The organism is Flindersiella endophytica (assembly GCF_054779015.1).
Genome location: NZ_BAAGYY010000016.1, coordinates 306,266 through 326,413, shown reverse-complemented (window position 1 = coordinate 326,413; position 20,148 = coordinate 306,266). Strand labels below are relative to the sequence as shown.

The following is a 20,148-nucleotide window of genomic DNA, read 5'->3' as shown; positions in this document are numbered from 1 at the left end:
CCGCGGTTCTCACTCGCCCCCGCGCGTTTCGCGAGGCTCAGACCTCGACGAGCCTTTCGAAGAAGAACTCGTGCTTGAGGAACGACACGTCGTACTCGTGACCTGGGTACGGCGGGATCAGCTGCGACGCCTGGATCAGGCGCCACCCGTCGACCAGGGCGGCGACGCCGGTGTCGTACGGAGGCTCGTCGCTGTCGCCGGTGGTCGGGGCGGTGCGGCCGGTGCCGTCGTAGACCGACCAGCCGACGACGGCGCTGTCGAGCGCCGACGTCGAGAGGTAGAGCACCAGCACCTGCTGGCGCAGCCCCGTGCCCAACGCCACTGCTTCCTGCGTGAGGCTCATGCGCCCACTCCAATCACGCGCTGCGGACGGTTGGTCACGCGCGTCACCCAGTAGTCCGGATCGTAGGTGTCGTCCCCGGTCAGCGCCCGCCACAGCTTGATCCGGTTGAAGATCTCCAGCCGCCCGGTCGCCAGCTCGTACCACGGGAATCGTGTCCGCAGCTTGTTGTCGACCGCCGGGTCGTTCAGGTCGTCGGTGTTCCAGAGCCGCAGCTGCCGGACAGTCGGGTTGAAGCGGATCTTGAACATGTAGCGCTCGATGTCGCTGTCGTTGCGCCGGCCGCCGTGCCAGATGCCGTGGTGCAGCAGGACGACCGTGCCCGCCGGACAGGTGAGCCGCGTCTGGCCGCGGAGGTTCTGGTAGCGCCCGGTGTCGCTCTCGTTGCTGCGCCGCAGGTGGCTGCCCGGCACGCTGAGCGTCCCGCCCATCTCGAGCGTGACGTCCTGCGGGTAGTACATCAACTGCATGTCGAACGCGTCGGTACGTACGTCGATGATCGCGTCGCCGTGCAGGGGCTGTGCGTGGCCCTCGCGCGGCTTGCGGATGTGCACCGCGTGGTGGTCGATGGTCGGGTTCGGCCCGACCAGGCTGTAGATCGCGCCCGCGACCTTCGGCAGCTCGATCAGCTGCCGCGCGAACGAACCCTCGGGGAAGGCTTCGTCGACGGGCGTTCCGTACGGCACCTTGGGAATGCCGGTCTTGAACACGTCGATCGCCTTCGCGTTCATCTCGTCGGGAACGATCGCATCGATGCGCAGCGCTCCATGGCTGACGAAGTGAGCCATCTCGACGGAGGTCAGCAGGTCTTCACGTTTTGGCTGAGTGGCCACTCGTACTCCTTTGGCCTGTGCCCGGTGGTGGTCCTTAGTCGTCGACGCTATGCCAGCTTGACCTGCGATTCCATGGGTTGGATTCACCATTACTGGTACTTTCTCACCATGGCGACGGATGGGGTCCAGCAGGCGCAGGTGCACCTCGCCGAACCGCCGGTCGTCGTCAGCCTCGGCGTCGGCGTCCACGGTGTCCGGCGGCGGGTCGACGTGTTCCGGTTGCCCGACCTGTGGCAGCTGCACCTCTATCGCTACAACGCCGACCTGGTCGTCGACGGCGTTCCGTACCCCATCCGTCCTGGCTGCGTGAGCTTGGTGCCGCCGGGTGTCGTCGTGCAGTACGTCTACCGTGGGCGCTCGGAGCACCTGTACGCACACCTTCGCCTGCCCAGCAAGGGCGAGCCGCGTCCGGTTCCGGTCATGCAGGACGCGGGCGCGGAGACGCCGATGCTGTCCGGCCTTATGCAGCAGGCGATCTCGGCCTGGCCGAGCGCCCGGCTGTGGGCGACGGCCGAGGTCTGGAGCGTGCTATGGCGGATCGCGCACCTGGCCGACGTGGGTCAGCCGCACGCGGCCGTCGCGGCGGCGATCGCGTACATCGAGGCCAACCTCGCCGGGCCCTTGACCGTCCCGGGCATCGCGGCGGCCGCCGGCGTGTCGCACAACCACCTGACCCGGCTGATCCGCGCGGAGACCGGCGACACGGTGGTGGCGTACATCCGCCGGCGCCGGCTGGAACGAGCGCGGCACCTGCTGCGCGAGTCGACCCTGCCGATCCCCAGCATCGCGGCGGCGGTCGGCATCGGCGACATCCAGGCGTTCAACAAGGCGTGCCGCCGCGAGCTCGGCGCCTCCCCGCGCGCGGTTCGTGCCGGTGGCTAGGTGTGCCGGACACGGTGCTCATGACATCCCGCGGAACCGGCTGCGCGGCGCCATGCAACGCGCGCTCGACTGACCCTCGTATGAAATACGACTTAGAGCCCGGCGGCCTCGAGGCTCGCCTCGTACTCGTCGACCGGTTCCTCCTCGGCATGCCCGGCTTCCCGGGCGGCGTCCAGCCGGGGTCAGGACGTCCTCCTCGATCTTCGAGTACTTCTCGTCCCACTCCTCGGCTCGATAACGCCAGTAGCCGACGACGCGCGGCCGATCGCCGGCAGCGCGGTCGGGTCGCCGGCATACAGGTGCCACTCCGCGTCGGCGGGCGGCTTGTGGAGGCCGTACGGCGCGGTGATGCCGAGGACGAGGCCCGGCTCGGCCCGCCTGGCCCAGTTCGAGCCGACACCGCCTTCGTGCAGCGCGAAGTCGATGTCGATCGTTCCGGAGTCCTCGTCGAGGTGGCGGATGGTGTACGTCCGCTCCGCGGGCTCGGCGACACCGTCGGGGTAACGCCAGCAGCCCGTGTCGTCGAGTCGGGGCAACGCGGGCCTGGCTTCGCCGGGCGGCCGGAACCCGGAAGGCCCTGCTGTCAGCCCTGCCAGCGCGCGACCGGCTCCTCACCCACGATCAGAGCGGCCCGGCGGCGGACCTCGGCCGGCGTGAGCAGCCCGCGGTCGAGCGCGTCGGTCAGCCAGTCACCGTAGACGCCGCCGGTCTCGGCGAAGCCGTCCTCCACCATCGCATCGAAGAGCGCGGCCGCCAGCAGATGCATGCCACCGTCGAACGTGCCCCAGCGCCGCACCCGATCGTGCGCGAACCCCAGTCGCTCGCAGACGATCTGGTCCAGGGCCTGCGTCGAGTCCTCGTTGACGATGCTCTCGAAGCTGTTGTAACCGAACTTCGGGTCGTGGTTCGTCACGATCGAGGCCATCCACGGGTCCGACCGCAACTCGCGCAGACGGTCCCAGAGTGCGATGTCGCCCATGTCGAACGGTGGATGGAAGATCTCGTGCGCGGCGTTGCGCAACTGCACAGCCGGGTCGTAGGAATGGTGCGCGATGAAGCGCTGACCCACCACGCGGATGCCGTACGGCTGCGCGAACTGAGTGATGACCACCTCGATCCGCGGCTCGAGGTCGACGCCCAGCAGCTTGGCCTGTTCGGTGATGACGTCGTACGGCTCGAGCACCTTCACGTTACGCGAGATGCTGTCGAGGATCGGCTGGCGGAACGAAGCCGCCCACCACGCCTCGAAATCCGCTGCCTCGAGGTCACGCAGCACCGTCAGTACGGCAGGGAACAGCGCCAAGATCCGTTCCCACGAGGGCATTCCCACATCCGCCCAGGACGGCGACGCGACCAGGTCGTCGTACAGTCGCTCCCGCGGCTCGGCCGCCGAGGCGATCACATCGGCCAGGGTCGAAGCCGGAGCCGCGGAGAAGACGTACGCGAGCGTCGGCCCGACCAGGTGGCCGCCCTCGACCCGCATCGCCTGATCCAACGTCGCCAACGCCGCCAAGCCCGACGACGACAGCCGCTCCCGTGCCCACTCGATCTCGCCCGGATAGAGCTCGGCCTGCATCACGTCGCCCGCGGCCGCGCCCAGGAGGAGCACGGCGTCGAGACCTGTTGAGGAGACGACATCCCAACGCATCGGATCATCCTGGCAGGTGGGTGCCTTACTGTGGACGGTTCTGCCGGCCAAAAACGCGACGAGCGCAAAGGGGGGCATTGGGTTTGCGGACGAACGAAAGGTGGGAAGTTTGCCGAATCCGGACATCCTGGTCGCGACGGTGCGTACAAGATCGATAACATTCTGCCTGATCGCCGTGCTGGCGGGAGTGTCCGTTCTGGAGGCAACTGTGCTGCACGGCCGTAGGTTCGCGTCCGCGATTCTGGTTCTCCTGTTCCTTCTCGCATCGCAGCTCGGCAACGCCAACGCGGCCGACGACGCGAAGCAGACCCGGGTGGGAGCGGCCGCCGACTCCTACGTCGTCGAGGAGCAGCCGGACCAGACCTACGGCGGCAACGGCAAGCTCTCGGCGTCCAACTGGCCGCACTGGCACACGACCACCTACCTCCGCTTCGTCGTTCCCGACAACGAGAGCACCCGCGCCACCACCGCGGCGAAACTGCAGCTGGCGTTGACGTTCCGGCAGCCCGCGAAGGTCGAGTTGAGGGCAGTGACCGGCAGCTGGAACGAGCAGACTCTCACCTACGCCAACCGCCCGGCCCCTGGAGCCGTGCTCGCAACGGCCGGAGGCGGCGGCAGCCAGACCGCGCTGTCCATCGACCTCACCGGCACGGTGCGAGGCCCCGGTACCTACGACTTCGCGATCGTCAACCCGACCGCGAACTCCGCGCTCGCCGCGCGCTCCAGCGAGTACGAGGACGCTGCCGAACGCCCTGCCCTCGTCCTGTCCAGCGACCCGAAGGCCACCGAACCGCCGCCCGACGGCACCCTCTGCGGCGCCTCGTTCGACACCGAAGGCCAGAGCTACGGCGACGCGCTCGGCAAGGAAGACCAGCTGTTCAACGGTCTCGAGCTGGTCCGCGTCTTCTACGGCGCCCTGCCCGCATGGAAGGGCAGCAAGGCCGACACGGCCGGACGCGCCGTCAACGTGTCGTTCAAGTACAACCCCTCCGACATCGTCGACGGCACGTACGACGCCTACCTGCGTTCGTGGTTCAAGAGCGTTCCGCGCGACCGGACCGTTTACTGGACGTACTACCACGAGCCCGAGGACAACATCCGCGCCGGCGAGTTCTCCGCGGCCGGCTACCGCAACGCCTGGAAGCACCTGAAGCAGCTGGCTGACCAGGCCGGCAACCCACACCTGCACTCCACGCTCGTGCTGATGCAGTGGTCGCTGTCCAAGGAGTCCGGCCGCGACTGGCGCGACTACTACGCCGGCCCCGAGACGATCGACGTGCTCGGCTGGGACGTCTACAACTACAAGTCGCGCGTGGACAAGGGCGAGTACCGCACCCCGGCCGAGATGTTCGACCAGATCATCCAGATCTCCGAGCAGGAAAACCGTCCGTGGGCGGTCGCGGAGTTCGGGTCGCACCTGGCCAAGGGCGACAGTGGCGCGAAGCGGGCTGCCTGGCTGCGCGCGTCCGCGGCCTACGCGACCAGGCACAAGGCGCTCTACGTTGCCTACTTCGACCTCGACTGGTCGACCGGTGACTACCGGCTACGCGACACGGCGAGCCAGGCGGCCTGGCAGGAGTTCTGCTCCTAGCAGAGCAAAATAAAGCCCTATGGGCTTGTGGACCGCGCTGTTCTGGGGCGCCTTCACCTCGGCGGCGCTCTATCTCGGCCAGCTGCTGGCCGGGCCGGTCGGCAGCCGCAACCGCGTGCTCGGCCTGGTGATGGGCTTCGGCGGCGGCACGATGGTCTCCGCCGTGGCGTACGAGCTGATCCCCGAGACGAGTCTCGAGCACGGCTGGAAGATCGGGCTCGGCGTGCTGCTGGGCGCGCTCGTCTACCTCGCCGGCGACACCCTGATCGACAGCCGCGGCGGCAAGGACCGGCACCGCATCACCGGCGGTGAGAACGGCTCCGGGCTCGCGATGTTCCTCGGCGCGCTGCTCGACGGCATCCCCGAGGCGTTCATCCTCGGCGCCGGACTCGGCATGGGCAGCACGGTGAGCGTGGCGTTCGTCATCGCGGTGTTCGTCTCGAACGTGCCGCAGGGCATCGCCGGCACGACCAGCATGCGAACCGCCGGCTACACCAGCCGCCACGTGTTCTGGATGTGGACCGGACTCACGGCAGCGGCCGCCGTGTCAGCGGCGGCGGGCTACCTGCTCGCCGCCCCCGGCAGCAACACGACGCTCTACGCCCAGGCGTTCGCCGGCGGAGCCGTACTGATGATGCTCACCGACTCGATGTTCCCCGAAGCGCTGAAGTTCGGCGGCCGCGCCGTCGGCCTGCTCACCGTCCTCGGCTACCTCGTCGCGGCCGCGTTCTCGGTCGCCTAGCGCCGCCACAATGACCCTCTAACCAGAGGCAGCGGCCTTGCGCCGCCGGCGGCCGAAGACGTTGACGAACATGAAGCTCTTCCCCGCGGCGTGCGGCGAGAAGAACTCCGTCACCTCGTCGTCCAGCGACGTCGAGCCCACCGCGCCCAGGCCCAGCGTGTGCGTGCCGAGATGCAGCCTGCCCGCATGCAACGAGCACTCCAGCTGCGCCAGCCGGTAGCCCCGGTTCCCGTAGCACTCCAGTACCGGCGCCAGGTCGGTCAGGTAGTAGGCGTTGACGTGCGCGTCGGCGGGGTACCACTGCCCCACCGCCAGCCGCGACGCCTCGGCGCGGAACGAGCCCTCGCGCAGCAGCTCGACCGCCCGCCGCCCCGGATGGTGGAGATAGACGCCGGGCGCCAGCCCCTCGACGCCGTTGACGATGAGGTAGAGGTCGTGCAGCGGGATCGCCTCGCCGATCAGGCAGTCGGCCGCGAACCCACGCGACGACCGGTCCAGCAGCGTCGAGAACGCCCCGAACGAGATCTCCGTACCGGTGTCGTAGTGCCGGGTCGACCGGCGGCGCAGGATGACGTCCTCGATCGGCGCGTGGCCCTTCGAGTCGAGCCCGTCGAGCGACAGCGGCTCGAGATCGATCAGAGGACCCTGCGGCTCCGGAGGCGTACGCTGCAACGCTATCTCCCGCCAGCTCGCCGCCTCTTCGGCGCTGTCGAGCATCGACGCGGCATGCATCGCCGTGAGGTGCGGGAACTCCACTTCCCACGCCGAGATCGGCTTGGTGGCGTAGTCGAGCGGCTCGATCGACGGCATCGCCGCCGGCGCCGGAACGCCGGATCCCAACGGGCACAGGGCGATCGCCGACTCGCGTACGCCGTCGACGCCGAGCAGCGCGTTGACGGCGGCATCGGAGTACCCCAGCACGACCTTCGCCGGCACGCCCGCGGACGCGGCGACCGCCAGCACGTGCGAGAACGAGGTGCCGGCGTCCCAGTACGTGTGGCGGTACGCGCGGGCCTTGTAGCGCCAGGCGTTCCGCCAGAACGTGCTCGTCATCGCCAGCACGACCGGCGCCTGTGCGACCGCCGGCTCACCACCGCTCGCCGAGACCAGAACCGCGCGGAAGTCGCCCGCCCGCAGCAGGCACAAGCTGTGCGACGGCACGTCGTAGTGGTAGACGCCGGCCGGCAGGTCGGGCAGGTCCGCGCACACGAAGTAGAGCTCGAGGTGGTAGCGCGCACCGGTGCCGCCCGCCGTGCGGTATTCCACCGTCTTGCCGCGCCGCCGCTGCGTCGTACGGTTGAGCAACCCGTTGGACAGCAGGCCGATCCGGGCCAGCACCGAACGGTCGGGCAGCGCCGCGCCCGGGGTCTCCCTGCCCACCTCCGTGCCAACCGGCGCGATCGCCTCCAGCGCCGGCATCGCCGAGCTCGGGAACTCCCGCGGGATCGAGGTCTCCGGCCGGTCGGTGTAGACCTTGTAGGGAGACGGCTCGACCGACCAGTCCTGCTCCCAGATGGCTTCCTCGACCTCGGGCGGCGTGCCCATCATGAGCTTCTCTTCGCCGTCGGCGCCTGCGGCGAAGACATACTTCGTCGCATCGTGGAAAATACGCGCCGCGCTGATCTCCCGGTTCCCACTCATCAGCACAAGTCTCTCAGGCGAACGACGTACTGTGGATTCTCACACCCTTCCGATTGCGGAAATGCCGACGCGATCTGACGGGTTACCCCATGGTCCCGATCCGGAAGAATTCCTAGCGTTTTCAGCATGTTCGACACGATCGCCACCTGGGCGACCAATCTGATGGAGACCATGGGTGCGCCCGGCGCCGGCCTGGCCGTTGCCCTGGAAAACCTCTTCCCACCGATCCCGAGCGAGGCCATCCTGCCCCTGGCCGGCTTCACCGCCGCGCAGGGGAAGCTCAACCTCCTCGCCGCCGTCATCTGGACCACTCTCGGTTCGATCGTCGGCGCCGTCGTGCTCTACGCGATCGGCCGCGCGCTGGGCCGCGACCGGATCCGCGCGCTCGCGGCCAAGCTGCCGCTGATCGACGTGTCGGACCTCGACAAGGCCGAAGGCTGGTTCTACCGCCACGGTACGAAGGCCGTCTTCTTCGGCCGGATGATCCCCGTCGTACGCAGCCTGATCTCCGTGCCGGCGGGGGTCGAGAGTATGCGGATTCCGCTGTTCCTGCTCCTGACCGGCCTCGGCAGCCTGATCTGGAACGCGACGTTCATCGGCGCGGGGTACCTCCTCGGCGACCACTGGCACCTCGTCGAACGCTACGTCGGCATGTACTCCAAGGCCGTCGTCGTGATCGTGGCGATCGCCGTCATCGTCTTCCTGGCGCTTCGGATCCGCGCCTACGTCTCCAGGAAGCGCAAGATGGCCAGCACCCGCCGGCTGTAGCCCGTACCGTTCGTCAACCCCAGCTTGTCGAAGATCGCGTTGACGTGCTTCTCTACCGCGCTCTGCGAGATGTGCAGCCGTGCCGAGATCGACGCGTTGGTGTAGCCCTCGGCCATCCGCGACAGCACCTCCCGCTCGCGGGGCGTCAACCGGCCCAACGGATCCACGTGCGTGGTCCGGGCCAGCAGCTGCCGGACCACCTCCGGATCGAACGCGGCACCGCCGGACCCGACCCGGTCCAGCGCCTCCAGGAACTCCCCGACCTGCACCACCCGATCCTTCAGCAGGTACCCGACGCGCGTGGCGTCCGCGGCGATCAGCTCGGCCGTGTAGCGCTTCTCGACGTACTGCGACAGCACCAGCACTCCCACGTCCGGCCACGAACGCCGGATCTCCAGCGCGGCCCGCATCCCCTCGTCGGTGTGCGTCGGCGGCATTCGTACGTCGACGCACACCACGTCCGGCGGTGCCTCGTCCTTGACCGCCTTGCGAACCGCCGCCAGCAGCGCCGAGCCGTCGCCGACGGCGGCGACGACCTCGTGCCCCTCCTCGACCAGCAGCCGGACCAGACCCTCACGTAGCAACGTCGAGTCGTCGGCGAGGATCACCCGCATGGCAGCTCCGCAGCGATCACCGTCGGACCGCCGGCCGGGCTCGACACCGTGAACTGGCCGTCGAGCGCCTCGACCCGGCGCGCGAGCCCGGACAACCCACCGCCCGCGGGATCGGCGCCGCCCTTGCCGTCGTCCTCCACGCGTACCATCACCGCGTTCTCCTGTCTGGTCACCGACACCCGCACCTCGTCCGCGCCCGCGTGCTTGGCCGCGTTCGTCACCGCCTCGCAGACCACGAAGTACGCCGCGGTCTCGACGGCGCCCGACGGCCGTTCGGCCAGCCCGACCGACAGCCGCACGGGCACGAGCGACCGGTCCGCCACCACCTCCAGCGCTGCCGGCAGCCCACCACCGGCGAGCGCGGCCGGGAACACCCGCCAGCTCACCTCGCGGAGCTCCTCCAGGGCTCGCTGGGACTCCTCATGAGCGGCTCGGAGCAGTTCGCTGTCACCGGTTCGGCGTGCCCGGCCGATCAGCATGCCCAACGAGACCAGCCGCTGCTGCACGCCGTCGTGCAGGTCGCGTTCGATCCGCCGGCGCTCGTCGTTGACGGCCTCGACGACCTCCGCCCGGGTCTCGGCCAGCCGGCTGATCCGCCGGGCCATCAGCTCCTGGCGGTTCGGCCCGAGGACGTGCCGGGCCAGCCGCCTGTCCAGACCGGCCACGCCCGCGATGCCTGCGAGGTTCAGGTAGAGGAGTACGACGCCGGGGATTGTGGCGATGGCGACCGTCTCCCACGTCACGCGGCCGGCGTCCTCGACCGCCGCCCACGGGAAGCCGAACCACCACGCCGCGAGCATGCTGCCCGCGACCGCGAGCCCGAACGCCAGTAGGAACAGCACGAAACCACCGAGCAGCCCGACCGACCACCGCAACGACACGTAGGTCAACGCGCGGTTGCCGTCGTAACCGTCGACCTCCGAATCGCCGAGGAAGTACGCGATCCGCCGCCGGTGCAGACCGGCCAGCGCGCGAGCACCGGAGTCGACCGCGGCCCGGAGCGGGCCCACGAGCAGCGCGGGACCGGCGAGGAACACGAACGCCAGATCCAACGGGACCATCGCAGCGCCGAGCGCGAGCCCCGCGCACGTGAGCGCCAGGCGTTTCGCCCAGCGCCCGAGCCGGCCGCGGAGCCTCAAGGCTCTCGTTTGGGTGGTGCCGGCAGCGTCATCGGCTGGGTCCTCGGCTGGGTCGCCCCCTGCGGCGCGACAACGCCGGGCGGCGGGCGCATCGGCGTCCAGGCCTGCAGTGCCGGATCGCCTTGCGGAACGGGCATCTGGGGCGCGGTCGTCCAACCCGGAACCTGCGCGTTCTGCGGCGCGACCGAACGCAGCTCCGACTCCAGCTCCGGGCTGGCGTCGCCGACCCGCGGGCTGCCGGGGTCGCGCGGATCGACCAGGATGAACGCGGTCGGCGACAGCACCTGCAGGAACCGCGGCTCGACGCTGTATTCGTAGACGCGCTGATAACCGGCCGACTGGCTCTCCGACGTGCCCTGCTGCTCCGACGTGGTGTCGCCCGTGCTCTGCGACATGCTGCGCCCGATCGTCTTCGACTCCTGCTTGCCCTTGTTGCGTGCGCCAGAGTCGTGCGGGAAGTCGACCAGCGCACCCATGTGGTAGTTGCGGTTCCACGACATCTGGGTGCCCTTGGTGACGGAGTCCTGGTCGCTGATCGTCTCGGTCGAGGACTGGCTGACGGTCGTCGACAAGCTGCTGCTGCGCTGCACGGTGAACTGGCTCAGCACCAGCCGGTGGTCCTTGCCGATGAACGTCGCGGCGTGCTCGGCCTCCTTGGCGTTGCCGAGCCGCATGAACATCACGGCCTCGCCGCCGCCGAGCATCTCGACCGCGTCGTCGCGCAGGTGCCGGAAGAACAGCACCAGCCGGACGCCACGGCGCCTGGCGATCTGGTCGAGCCGTTCGAGGTGGACCCGGCGGAAGCGGTCGGCGCCCAGCACGATCAACACGCGGTTCGGCTGGTCGGCCGCGTGCCGCAGCCGGTGGACCACGACCTGGAACGTCACGTGCGCGAGCAGCTCACCGCCGAGGTCGCCGACCCGTTCGGACAGGTCCCAGACGTTCAGCTGGGCGTTGGCCTGCGAGGTGACCGCCTGCCTGGACGGTCCGAGTGCGGAGCCGGGCGGCTCGAGGCTGGCGAGCTTCTGCAGCGCGGCCGCGAGCCGGAACAGCCGGCCCTCGCCGGCGCGCCGCGCGCTGTCGCCGAGCGACTCCACCAGCCGGTCGTACTCGTCGCGCGCGAGCTCGTTGCCGCCGCCCTCCTGGTGCGCCACCACGCGGACGGCGGCGTGCAGCCGCGTGAACGTGATCGGCTGGCTCAGGCAGGCCGCGATCTGCTCGATCAGCGTGGCGTCGAGCGCCTTGTCGCCGCCGGCCACCCGCTCGCGCTCGAGCACGTGAACGGCCTCGCCGACAACGCCGCCGATGTCTTCGGGCGTGAGGCCCGACAGCAGCCCGATCTCGCCGAGGTTCTCCGGCAGCGAGCCGGCGAAGATGTCCTGCCTGCGGTTGATGGCGCGGTTGACCAGCGCGTGGCAGATGCCGTCCTGTGACAGGTCGACGACGTCGACTCGCGCACCGCTGTCGAGGATCGAGCCGGCGACCGACAGCAGCAAGGCCTCGCAGCCGCTCGGATCGCCGCCGTAGACGTCGACGCGGTGTGAGGTGGTCGGCCGCAGCGGTTCCCAGCGTTCCGGCCGGATGTCCTGCCCGCGTTCGGTGTCGTGCGCCTCGCGGCGGGCCGCCCACTGCTTCGTCTGCTCCATGACCGCCTGCTGTTGCTGCATCAGCTGGCCGCGCCAGCGGCGGTAGCGCACGTCGCCCCACCACACCAGCGCGATCGGGCGCAACGTGAAGTAGGCGGACACGGCGGTGAACACGATGAGCACGCCGGTCACCCACGGCTGGATTGCCGGCCAGGGCAGCTGGGTCGAGGCGATCGTGAGCGCGCCGATCACGAGCAGGCCGGCGGCGCGCTGGACGTGGGCGTACCACCCGCGGGTCGACTTCTCGCGGCGTCCGGCCAGCCGGCTCGACCAGGGGGCCTTGCCGTCGGGCAGCGCGGGCGGAGTCTCGGTGAACGGGTCGGGAACGGGCACCTCGGGCGCGCGGAGCTCCCAGCCCCAGCGCTCGGCGGACTGCGTGGGTCGTACCGGCTGACCGGACTGATCCGACGGGCCGGACTGATCGGACTGGTTGGGGCTGCCTGGGCGCTGGGGTACGGCTGCGCTCACGCGGATCCCTCCGCTTCCAACTGTTCGGCGCCTGGGCGGGGTGCGGGCCAGCCGGCGAACAGGCCGTCACCCCGGCCGAGTGAGCGCAGCTGTTGCTCGGCCGCGGCGGTGGCGGCTGCCGCCGCCTGGCCGCGTTCGTTGCGTTCGGAGTCGTCCTCCGGCGCGAACCGGCGCGCACAGCCGCGGCAGTGCAGCGCGCCGTAGGCGGACCAGGCACCGCACGACCGGCAGCCGCGGCACTCCAGCCAGCGGCCGTGCTCCTCGATCGCGCTCCTGGCCGCGACCGCCTGTGGCCAGCGGGCCCGCAGCTGGCTGACGGTGTAGTCGAGCTCGCGGTCGGCGACCTCCCGCGCGCCGGCGGCGACCGACGCCTCGACCAGCCGGCGTTCGGCCTTGCGCACGCGGGAGTTGCCGAACAGCGAGGAGCCCTCGGCTCCGATCGTCACCAGCAAGGGATACCAGCCGAGAACGACGAGCAGCAGGACGCTCTGCCCGTTGCTCCAGCGCCGGTTCAGGATCGGCGAGTCGTCGCCGGCGGGCCGGTTGTCGGGGACCACCTGCCAGCCCGACTCGGCGAGCGAGCCGTCGAGCAACGCGATCCGGTCGGCGTCGAGCGCGGGAACCGGGAAGACCAGGTGGACGTACGAGCGCCCGACCCAGGGCCGGCCGGTGTCGCGACGCATGGCCTGCGGCGGCGCCGGCTGGCCGGACGACGACTGCGTTTTCATGGTCCGCGTCCCTCCCGCCTCAACGCGTGGCTCATCTGCGGCGACTCCGAGCGACAGCGTACCTCCCGGCGATCTCCCGATGTGCAGGCCGACGGCCGCTCAGGCCGACTGTGGCACGAGGCTGCCGACGTAGGCAGCCAGCCGGTCGATCTCCTCGCCCATGCCCAGCCTGGTGTCGTGCAGGCCGTGCTCGTAGACACCCGACGGGAAGCCCACCTGCACCAGGTGCAGCCGGGTCCGGCCGTCGCCGAGGTCGGTCAGCGTGATCGTGACGACCGACTCCTCAGGGTCCTCCCAGGTGAACACCAGCCGCTCCGGCGCGACGACCTCGCGGTAGACGCCCGCGAACGGCCTGCGGCTGCCGTCGGCGTCCCAGACCATCTCGCCGGCGAACCGCCCGCCCGGCCGGACGTCCATCGTGACGGTCGACAGCGGCACGGTGGTGCCGTCGCAGCCGGCCCAGCGGCTGAAGGAGTGGGGTGGGTTGTGGGCGGCTTGCCGCCCACTGGGGGCCGGTTAAGCACAGTGTTCCGGCTGGGTCCAGGCCTGAAAGACCAGCTCGCGGGGTGCCCCGAAGATCCGGTCGATCGTGATCGTCCGGTCGGGGAGGCTACTGACGACCCTGGTCTCTGGCTGCTTGGTTGTTCCACCGGCTGACGCCGCTTCTCCTCCTGTCCTCTCTCCTTGTCTTGTCGCCGTTCCGCTACGCGCCGTCGCAGGTGAGCTCCAGGTGGTCGACATCGCAGCCGCGGCAAGCTCATCCTGATCCCCGGCAGGCCCATCGGGAACGGCCGGCCAGCTGGTTCACGTGGTCCTGGCGGTCGTCCCCTCGTCCAGGGCTCGCGGTCGCCGCTGCGCAGCTGAGCACCGCGAACGCACTGCTCAGCGAGTCTTTTGGAGAAGCTGTCAAGAGTTGGCCGACGAACCGGCCCGGTGAAAACGTCAGGTAAGCCTGATAAGAAAGGAGAATGCGTCAGTCCAGGTCGGAGGACAGATGATCACAATGACGGATCATGACGCTACGCACCGCAAGCATGACGGGCCGTGAGAACCGGGCTTGACACCAAGGCGATCATCCTAGAGGCTCACCAGGTCTGGATTTCAGATTTAGTGTCAGAACTAGTGTCAACGGCCGCATCTGCGCGGTGAACTCAACTGATCGCCGACAGCGGAGGCGGGAGGATATTTGATGCGGGACGCCCAAAAGGGTCGTAAGTCGTGGCTGGAACGGCTCACTTCGCCGCCCGAGACAGACGACGAGGCGCCTGGCGGCTCCGGCGAGCGCAGCCCGTTCGACCAGCCGAGCCCCTTCGACCAGCGTGGTCCCTTCGATCCGCCGGGCATGGACCAGGGACCGCCCGTCCCGCCGGGGCCGCGGGGTGAGAACCGCCCAGGCCGCGAAGGGTTCGACGCGTTCGCTCCGCCCGCGCTGCGCAAGCCTGGCAGTGACGACCCGAAGCCCGAAGGCTCCGACCGTCCGCAGGACCTGCCGCCCGCACCGTCGCCGATGTCGCTCGACCAGCAGCGTCCGCGCCCTGGTGACCGTGCGGCGACCGAGTCCCACAACGACCACCGCTCGGTGATGAGCTCCGACCGTGCACTCGGCCGTACGTTCGGCGACGAGCCCGCCGGTGCTCCGCAGCCGCCCAGCGCGCTGTCCGGGTCCAACCCGCCTCGCGAGCCGTGGGAGATCCCGGTCACCAACCCGATCGGCGGCGCCCAGGTCGGCTCGCCGCGGCCGCCGGCTCCCGGCGAGCGCGACACCCCCGACACCAGCCGCGACTCGGGTCCGATCCCGGTTTCCACGCCGACTCCGGCGACCAGCCCCAGCAACACCGACAATGACGACGACGAGGACGACGACTCCGCCGACAGCACGCTGTCCAGCCCGAGCGCGTCCACCTCTTCGCCGTGGCAATCCGAGTCTGAGGACACCAACGACATGCCCAGCCTTGGCGAGAGCACCCGGCTCTCCCATAACACCAGGGACGACGCCAGCGACACGCTCCCCGACGAGGTGGTTCCCATGCCGGTCGGACCGAGCGAGGAAGAGCAGCTGGAGGCGGCACGCAAGCGGCATGTCGAGGAGCTGCAGCACCGCTGGCTCGTGACGCAGGCCCAGCTGCTCGACGACCCGCGCGACGCGGTGCGCGAGGCCGGGCTCCTGATCGGCGACGCGATGCAGTTCGTCACCTCAACGTTCACCGATCATCGCGACCGGATCGAACGTGAGTGGAAGAACGAGTCGGAGCTCAGCACCGACGAGCTGCGCACGATCATGCGCCGCTACCGCAACCTCTTCCAGTACGTCCTGTCCGCGTCGCAGTTGCCAGACCTTTAGGACCACCCGAACCGGCGGAGCCCCAGAAAACACTGGGGTTGCCGCCGGTTCGCATGCTGTTCTATACGCTGCGTGTGCGACGCGAGCTCGGCTATCCACAAATCGAGAGTCCGTTCGCTGTTTCTTGGCTCTGGCGACTACGCTAGGTCGGCGAAGCCCTTAGTGGAAAAACGGCCAACATGGTGATCGGAAGAGGCGATTAGCGCCGTGGCGTCCCAGCCCTCGGAACACGACCCCCTGTCAAAATTCGGGGCCAACGAATGGCTCGTCGACGAGATGTACGAGCGGTATCTCAAGGATCCCGACTCTGTCGACAAGGCCTGGTTGGCCTTCTTCCGGGAATACCGGCCTGACGCCAACGGTGGCGCCGCCGGTGCCACGTCTCCGCCGACACAGCCGAACCAGGCGGTCACCACTAAGGCCACGCCGGCGACGCCCGCTCCCGCCAAGCCCGCTCAGGCACCCGCGTCCAAGCAACAGCCGGCGACGACGCCGGCCGCGCAGCCCACCTCCAGGGCCGCTGCCAAGCCTGCCGCACAGCCTGCCGCGAAGCCCGTGGCGAAGGCACCTGCCGGTGCCGAGCTCCTGACCCTGCGTGGCGCCGCTGCCCGCACGGTCAAGAACATGGACGAGAGCCTCGCCGTCCCGACGGCCACGAGCGTCCGCCATGTCCCGGTCAAGCTGCTGGTCGACAACCGGATCGTGATCAACAACCACCTCGCCCGGTCCCGTGGCGGCAAGGTGAGCTTCACGCACCTGATCGGCTACGCCCTGGCCAAGGCCGTGCGCAACATGCCGGAGATGAACCACGGCTACACCGAGGTCGACGGCAAGCCGACCATGGTGACGCCGGAGCATCTCAACCTCGGTCTCGCGATCGACGTCCAGAAGGACGACGGCTCGCGCCAGCTGCTGGTGCCCAACATCAAGCAGGCCGAGACGCTCAATTTCGCGCAGTTCTGGAGCGCGTACGAAGACGTCGTCCGCCGCACGCGCAACAACAAGCTCACGCTCGAAGACTTCCAGGGCACGACGATCAGCCTGACCAACCCGGGCACGATCGGTACGTCCCACTCCGTACCGCGCCTGATGTCCGGCCAGGGCTGCATCGTCGGCGTCGGCGCGATGGAATACCCCGCCGAATACCAAGGTGCTGCCGAAGAGACGATGAACCGGCTCGCGGTGAGCAAGATCATGACACTCACCTCGACCTACGACCACCGGATCATCCAGGGCGCCCAGTCCGGCGAGTTCCTGCGCCAGATGGCCCAGCTGCTGCTCGGCGACGACTTCTACGACGAGATCTTCGAAGCCCTGCGGATCCCGTACGAGCCGGTCCGCTGGGTCACCGACATCTCCGCGTCCCACGACGACGAGATCGGCAAGCAGGCGCGGGTGCTGGAGCTGATCCACGCCTACCGCGTCCGCGGCCACCTGATCGCCGACACCAACCCGCTCGGCTACAAGGTCCGCAAGCACAAGGACCTTGACGTCGTGACCCACGGCCTCACGCTGTGGGACCTCGACCGCGAGTTCGCCACCGGCAACTTCGGTGCCGGCAAGAGGTTCCTCAAGCTGCGCCACATCCTCGGTGTGCTGCGCGATGCCTACTGCCGCACCATCGGCGTCGAATACATGCACATCCAGGAGCCCGACGAGCGACGCTGGGTGCAGGAGCGCATCGAGCTGAAGAAGGGCCGCGACAAGCTGCCCCGCGAGGAGCAGCTGCGGATCCTGGCCAAGCTCAACCAGGCCGAGGCGTTCGAGACGTTCCTGCAGACCAAGTTCGTCGGGCAGAAGCGCTTCAGCCTCGAGGGCGGCGAGTCCGCCATCGCATTACTCGACGAGGTGTGCGAGCAGGCCGCGATGAACGGCCTGTCCGAGGTCACGATCGGCATGGCCCACCGCGGCCGGCTCAACGTCCTGGCCAACATCGCGAGCAAGAGCCCCGGGCTCATCTTCCGGGAGTTCGAGGGCAACCTCGACCCGCGGACGATCCAGGGCTCAGGCGACGTGAAATACCACCTCGGCGCCGAGGGCGAGTTCACCGCCGAGAGCGGCGAGCGGATCAAGGTCTCGGTCGCGGCCAACCCGTCGCACCTGGAGGCCGTCGACCCCGTGCTCGAGGGCATCGCCCGGGCCAAGCAGGACATCCTCAACAAGGGCGAGGAGTTCCCCGTCCTGCCGATCCTGGTGCACGGCGACGCCGCGTTCGCCGGCCAGGGCGTGGTCGCCGAGACGCTCAACCTCTCGCAGCTGCGCGGTTACCGCACCGGCGGCACCGTGCACGTGATCGTCAACAACCAGGTCGGCTACACCACCTCGCCCGACCAGTCGCGTTCGTCGACCTACTGCACCGACGTCGCGCGGATGGTGCAGGCGCCGATCTTCCACGTCAACGGCGACGACCCCGAGGCCTGCATCCGCGTCGCGCGGATCGCGTTCGAATACCGCCAGACGTTCCACAAGGACGTCGTGATCGACGTGATCTGCTACCGCAAGCGCGGCCACAACGAGGGAGACGACCCGTCGTTCACGCAGCCGCAGATGTACGACCTGATCGAGCAGAAGCGTTCGGTGCGCAAGCTCTACACCGAGGCGCTGGTCGGTCGCGGCGACATCACGGTCGAGGAAGCCGAAAAGCTGCTCACCGACTACCAAGAGCGGCTCGAGGGTCTGTTCTCCGATGTCCGGGCGGCGAAGACGGCTCCGGAGTCCTACAACACGACGCCGGCCTACCCCGAGAAGCCGTGCGCGGACGGTCCGGTCGACACCTCGGTGACGTTCGAGACGCTGAAGAAGGTCGCCGATGCTCACGTGTCGGTGCCCGACGGCTTCACCGTCCACCAGAAGGTCCGCCCGCAGCTCGAGCGCCGCGCGGCGGCGATCACCGACGGGCCGATCGACTGGGCGACCGCCGAGATCCTGGCGTTCGGCTCGCTGCTGCTGGCCGACCGTCCGGTGCGGCTGGCCGGCCAGGACAGCCGGCGCGGCACGTTCGTCCAGCGCTTCGCGGCGATCATCGACCGGCACAACGGCGACACCTGGATCCCGCTGCAGAACCTCGGCGACAACCAGGCGTCGTTCTACGTCTACGACTCGCTGCTGTCGGAGTTCGCGGCGATGGGCTTCGAGTACGGCTACTCCGTGGCCCGGCCCGAGGCGCTGGTGCTGTGGGAGGCGCAGTTCGGCGACTTCATGAACGGCGCGCAGACGATCATCGACGAGTTCATCTCGTCCGGTGAGTCGAAGTGGGGCCAGCACTCCGGTGTCGTCCTGCTCCTGCCGCACGGCTACGAAGGCCAGGGCCCCGACCACTCCTCTGCCCGGATCGAGCGGTTCCTGCAGCTGTGCGCCAACGGCTCGATGACGGTGGCGCAGCCGTCGGTCCCGTCCAACCACTTCCACCTGCTGCGCCGGCACGCGCTGTCGGCCAAGCACCAGCCGCTGATCGTCTTCACGCCGAAGTCGATGCTGCGCAACAAGGCAGCCGTCAGCCGGCCGGAGGAGTTCATGAACGGCGCGGGCTTCCGCCCCGTCATCGGCGACGCCGGGGTCGACCCGTCGTCGGTCACCCGCGTGGTGATGTGCTCCGGCAAGATCTCGTGGGAGCTCGAGGCCGAGCGCAAGCGCCGCGAGGGCGACGCCCCGCAGACCGCGATCCTCCGGGTCGAGCAGCTCTACCCCCTGCCGGCCGAGGAGATCAAGGCCGAGCTGGCGCGCTTCCCGGGCGCCGAAGTGCGGTGGGTGCAGGACGAGCCCGAGAACCAAGGCCCGTGGCCGTTCCTCACGCTGAAGCTGGTGCCCCAGCTCGACCGTCCGGTGAAGCTGGTCTCCCGCGAGTCCTCCCCCACCCCGTCGGTCGGCTCGGCTAAGGTGCACGCCGCCGAGCTGGCGTCGATCCTGTCCCGCACGTTCGAGTGAGCGATCAGCAACGCCCGTTCCGCCAGGCGGCGTAGGCAACCGGGCGGTTGGTGACTATTCCGGCCAGTGGCCAGGTGCGCAGCGCCTGCCACTGGCCGGAGTCGTCTACCGTCCACGCGTAGGTCCGGATGCCGGCGGCGAGATAGGCGTCGAGCTGCTGCCGGGTCAGGTGCTTGGCGGCCTTGTTGAACGAGCGGCCTACCGCTCGCACGTCGCGGGCGGACTGGGTGCCGCCGTTCGCGACCCAGGAGTAGTCCACGTCGTCGCCGACTGCCGCCCGGATCCGCTGCAGGCGGCCCGCGTCGAAGCTGTTCAGCAGGACGCCGCTCCGCATCCCGAGCCGGTTGATCACGCGCATCACCGCGCCGAGCTGGGCCCGCGTCGGCTCGGTCTTGAACTCGACGAACGCGTACGCGCCGTGCTGTTTCGCGAGGCTCAGGAAGCGGCGGAACGTCGGGATCGGCTGGCCGTCGTTCAGCCGGATCGCCGTCGCGGCGACGTCCAGCTCGGCGACCTCGCCGCGGCCGGTGGTCGTGCGATCCAGGGTGGCGTCGTGCATGAGGATCGGAACGTCCCGCCGGTCGAAGCGGACGTCGGTCTCCCAGACCAACACGCCCGCGCGGCTCGCGTCGCGGTAGGCGTCGAGGGAGTTCTCGGTGTGCCGTTCCGTCCCGCCGCGATGCGCGACCGGCGGCGGGATCGCGCAGCTCGAGTCGGCCGACGCGGTCTGACTGGCGACCGTCAGGCCGGCCGCAACCAGGACGAACAGGGTGAAAATTCGCACGCTGGCGCTCCTACCCATCGCGCGGTAACGTGATGACCGAGCGCTAGGTGCGCTTCCCG

The 20,148-nt window shown here is 69.3% G+C and carries 16 protein-coding genes and 1 pseudogene; 6 read left to right on the top strand and 11 right to left on the bottom strand.

Annotated elements, in window-relative coordinates:
* Window positions 1–37: 37 nt before the first annotated feature.
* Together ACYVF6_RS18850 and ACYVF6_RS18845 are read right to left on the bottom strand one after the other, a co-directional pair.
* Complete coding sequence (locus ACYVF6_RS18850) at window positions 38–343, bottom strand: hypothetical protein (RefSeq protein ID WP_460522985.1); 306 nt, start codon at window positions 341–343, stop codon at window positions 38–40.
* A complete protein-coding gene (locus ACYVF6_RS18845) occupies window positions 340–1,173 on the bottom strand; it encodes a phytanoyl-CoA dioxygenase family protein (RefSeq protein ID WP_460522983.1) in 834 nt (277 codons plus the stop codon). The genes ACYVF6_RS18850 and ACYVF6_RS18845 overlap by 4 nt, the downstream gene beginning before the upstream one ends.
* 108 nt (window positions 1,174–1,281) lie before the next feature.
* Between ACYVF6_RS18845 and ACYVF6_RS18840 the strand changes: the two genes are divergently transcribed.
* Window positions 1,282–2,055: a helix-turn-helix transcriptional regulator gene (locus ACYVF6_RS18840; RefSeq protein ID WP_460522981.1), complete on the top strand. Its 774-nt coding sequence runs from the start codon at window positions 1,282–1,284 to the stop codon at window positions 2,053–2,055.
* A gap of 182 nt (window positions 2,056–2,237) precedes the next feature.
* On the opposite strand, the gene ACYVF6_RS18835 is transcribed toward ACYVF6_RS18840, so the two are convergent.
* Together ACYVF6_RS18835 and ACYVF6_RS18830 are read right to left on the bottom strand one after the other, a co-directional pair.
* Window positions 2,238–2,642 (bottom strand): siderophore-interacting protein, encoded by a 405-nt coding sequence (locus ACYVF6_RS18835; RefSeq protein WP_460523115.1) that lies wholly within the window; start codon window positions 2,640–2,642, stop codon window positions 2,238–2,240.
* A complete protein-coding gene (locus ACYVF6_RS18830; RefSeq protein WP_460522979.1) occupies window positions 2,639–3,703 on the bottom strand; it encodes a hypothetical protein in 1,065 nt (354 codons plus the stop codon). Before ACYVF6_RS18830 ends, ACYVF6_RS18835 begins: the two co-directional genes overlap by 4 nt.
* 109 nt (window positions 3,704–3,812) lie before the next feature.
* Between ACYVF6_RS18830 and ACYVF6_RS18825 the strand changes: the two genes are divergently transcribed.
* A complete protein-coding gene (locus ACYVF6_RS18825; protein ID WP_460522977.1) occupies window positions 3,813–5,294 on the top strand; it encodes a CBM96 family carbohydrate-binding protein in 1,482 nt (493 codons plus the stop codon).
* Between the two features lie 19 nt (window positions 5,295–5,313).
* A complete protein-coding gene (locus ACYVF6_RS18820) occupies window positions 5,314–6,036 on the top strand; it encodes a ZIP family metal transporter (protein WP_460522975.1) in 723 nt (240 codons plus the stop codon).
* A gap of 18 nt (window positions 6,037–6,054) precedes the next feature.
* On the opposite strand, the gene ACYVF6_RS18815 is transcribed toward ACYVF6_RS18820, so the two are convergent.
* Complete coding sequence (locus ACYVF6_RS18815) at window positions 6,055–7,677, bottom strand: SagB/ThcOx family dehydrogenase (RefSeq protein WP_460522973.1); 1,623 nt, start codon at window positions 7,675–7,677, stop codon at window positions 6,055–6,057.
* 126 nt (window positions 7,678–7,803) lie between these two features.
* On the opposite strand from ACYVF6_RS18815, the gene ACYVF6_RS18810 reads away from it, so the two are divergent.
* Window positions 7,804–8,445 (top strand): DedA family protein, encoded by a 642-nt coding sequence (locus tag ACYVF6_RS18810; RefSeq protein ID WP_460522971.1) that lies wholly within the window; start codon window positions 7,804–7,806, stop codon window positions 8,443–8,445.
* Here the strand turns inward: ACYVF6_RS18810 and ACYVF6_RS18805 are convergent.
* From ACYVF6_RS18805 to ACYVF6_RS18785, 5 genes and pseudogenes are all read right to left on the bottom strand, one after another.
* Complete coding sequence (locus tag ACYVF6_RS18805) at window positions 8,400–9,059, bottom strand: response regulator transcription factor (protein ID WP_460522969.1); 660 nt, start codon at window positions 9,057–9,059, stop codon at window positions 8,400–8,402. The two genes, ACYVF6_RS18810 and ACYVF6_RS18805, sit on opposite strands and share 46 nt — an antisense overlap.
* Window positions 9,050–10,198, bottom strand: coding sequence for a sensor histidine kinase (locus ACYVF6_RS18800; protein ID WP_460522967.1), 1,149 nt, complete (start codon window positions 10,196–10,198; stop codon window positions 9,050–9,052). The genes ACYVF6_RS18805 and ACYVF6_RS18800 overlap by 10 nt, the downstream gene beginning before the upstream one ends.
* A complete protein-coding gene (locus tag ACYVF6_RS18795; RefSeq protein ID WP_460522965.1) occupies window positions 10,195–12,312 on the bottom strand; it encodes a hypothetical protein in 2,118 nt (705 codons plus the stop codon). The genes ACYVF6_RS18800 and ACYVF6_RS18795 overlap by 4 nt, the downstream gene beginning before the upstream one ends.
* On the bottom strand, window positions 12,309–13,040 hold the full coding sequence (locus ACYVF6_RS18790) for a hypothetical protein (protein ID WP_460522963.1): 732 nt from the start codon (window positions 13,038–13,040) through the stop codon (window positions 12,309–12,311). Before ACYVF6_RS18790 ends, ACYVF6_RS18795 begins: the two co-directional genes overlap by 4 nt.
* Window positions 13,041–13,139: 99 nt before the next feature.
* Window positions 13,140–13,508, bottom strand: a pseudogene (locus ACYVF6_RS18785) (SRPBCC family protein); the annotation flags it as partial.
* 721 nt (window positions 13,509–14,229) lie between these two features.
* Here ACYVF6_RS18785 and ACYVF6_RS18780 point away from each other — a divergent pair.
* Together ACYVF6_RS18780 and ACYVF6_RS18775 are read left to right on the top strand one after the other, a co-directional pair.
* Window positions 14,230–15,381, top strand: a complete 1,152-nt coding sequence (locus ACYVF6_RS18780) for a hypothetical protein (protein WP_460522960.1) — start codon at window positions 14,230–14,232, stop codon at window positions 15,379–15,381.
* Window positions 15,382–15,588: 207 nt separating this feature from the next.
* Entirely contained in the window at window positions 15,589–19,305 is a 3,717-nt protein-coding gene (locus ACYVF6_RS18775; RefSeq protein ID WP_460522958.1) for a multifunctional oxoglutarate decarboxylase/oxoglutarate dehydrogenase thiamine pyrophosphate-binding subunit/dihydrolipoyllysine-residue succinyltransferase subunit, read from the top strand.
* A 4-nt stretch (window positions 19,306–19,309) separates the two neighbouring features.
* On the opposite strand, the gene ACYVF6_RS18770 is transcribed toward ACYVF6_RS18775, so the two are convergent.
* A complete protein-coding gene (locus tag ACYVF6_RS18770; RefSeq protein ID WP_460522956.1) occupies window positions 19,310–20,089 on the bottom strand; it encodes a glycerophosphodiester phosphodiesterase in 780 nt (259 codons plus the stop codon).
* Window positions 20,090–20,148: the final 59 nt, after the last annotated feature.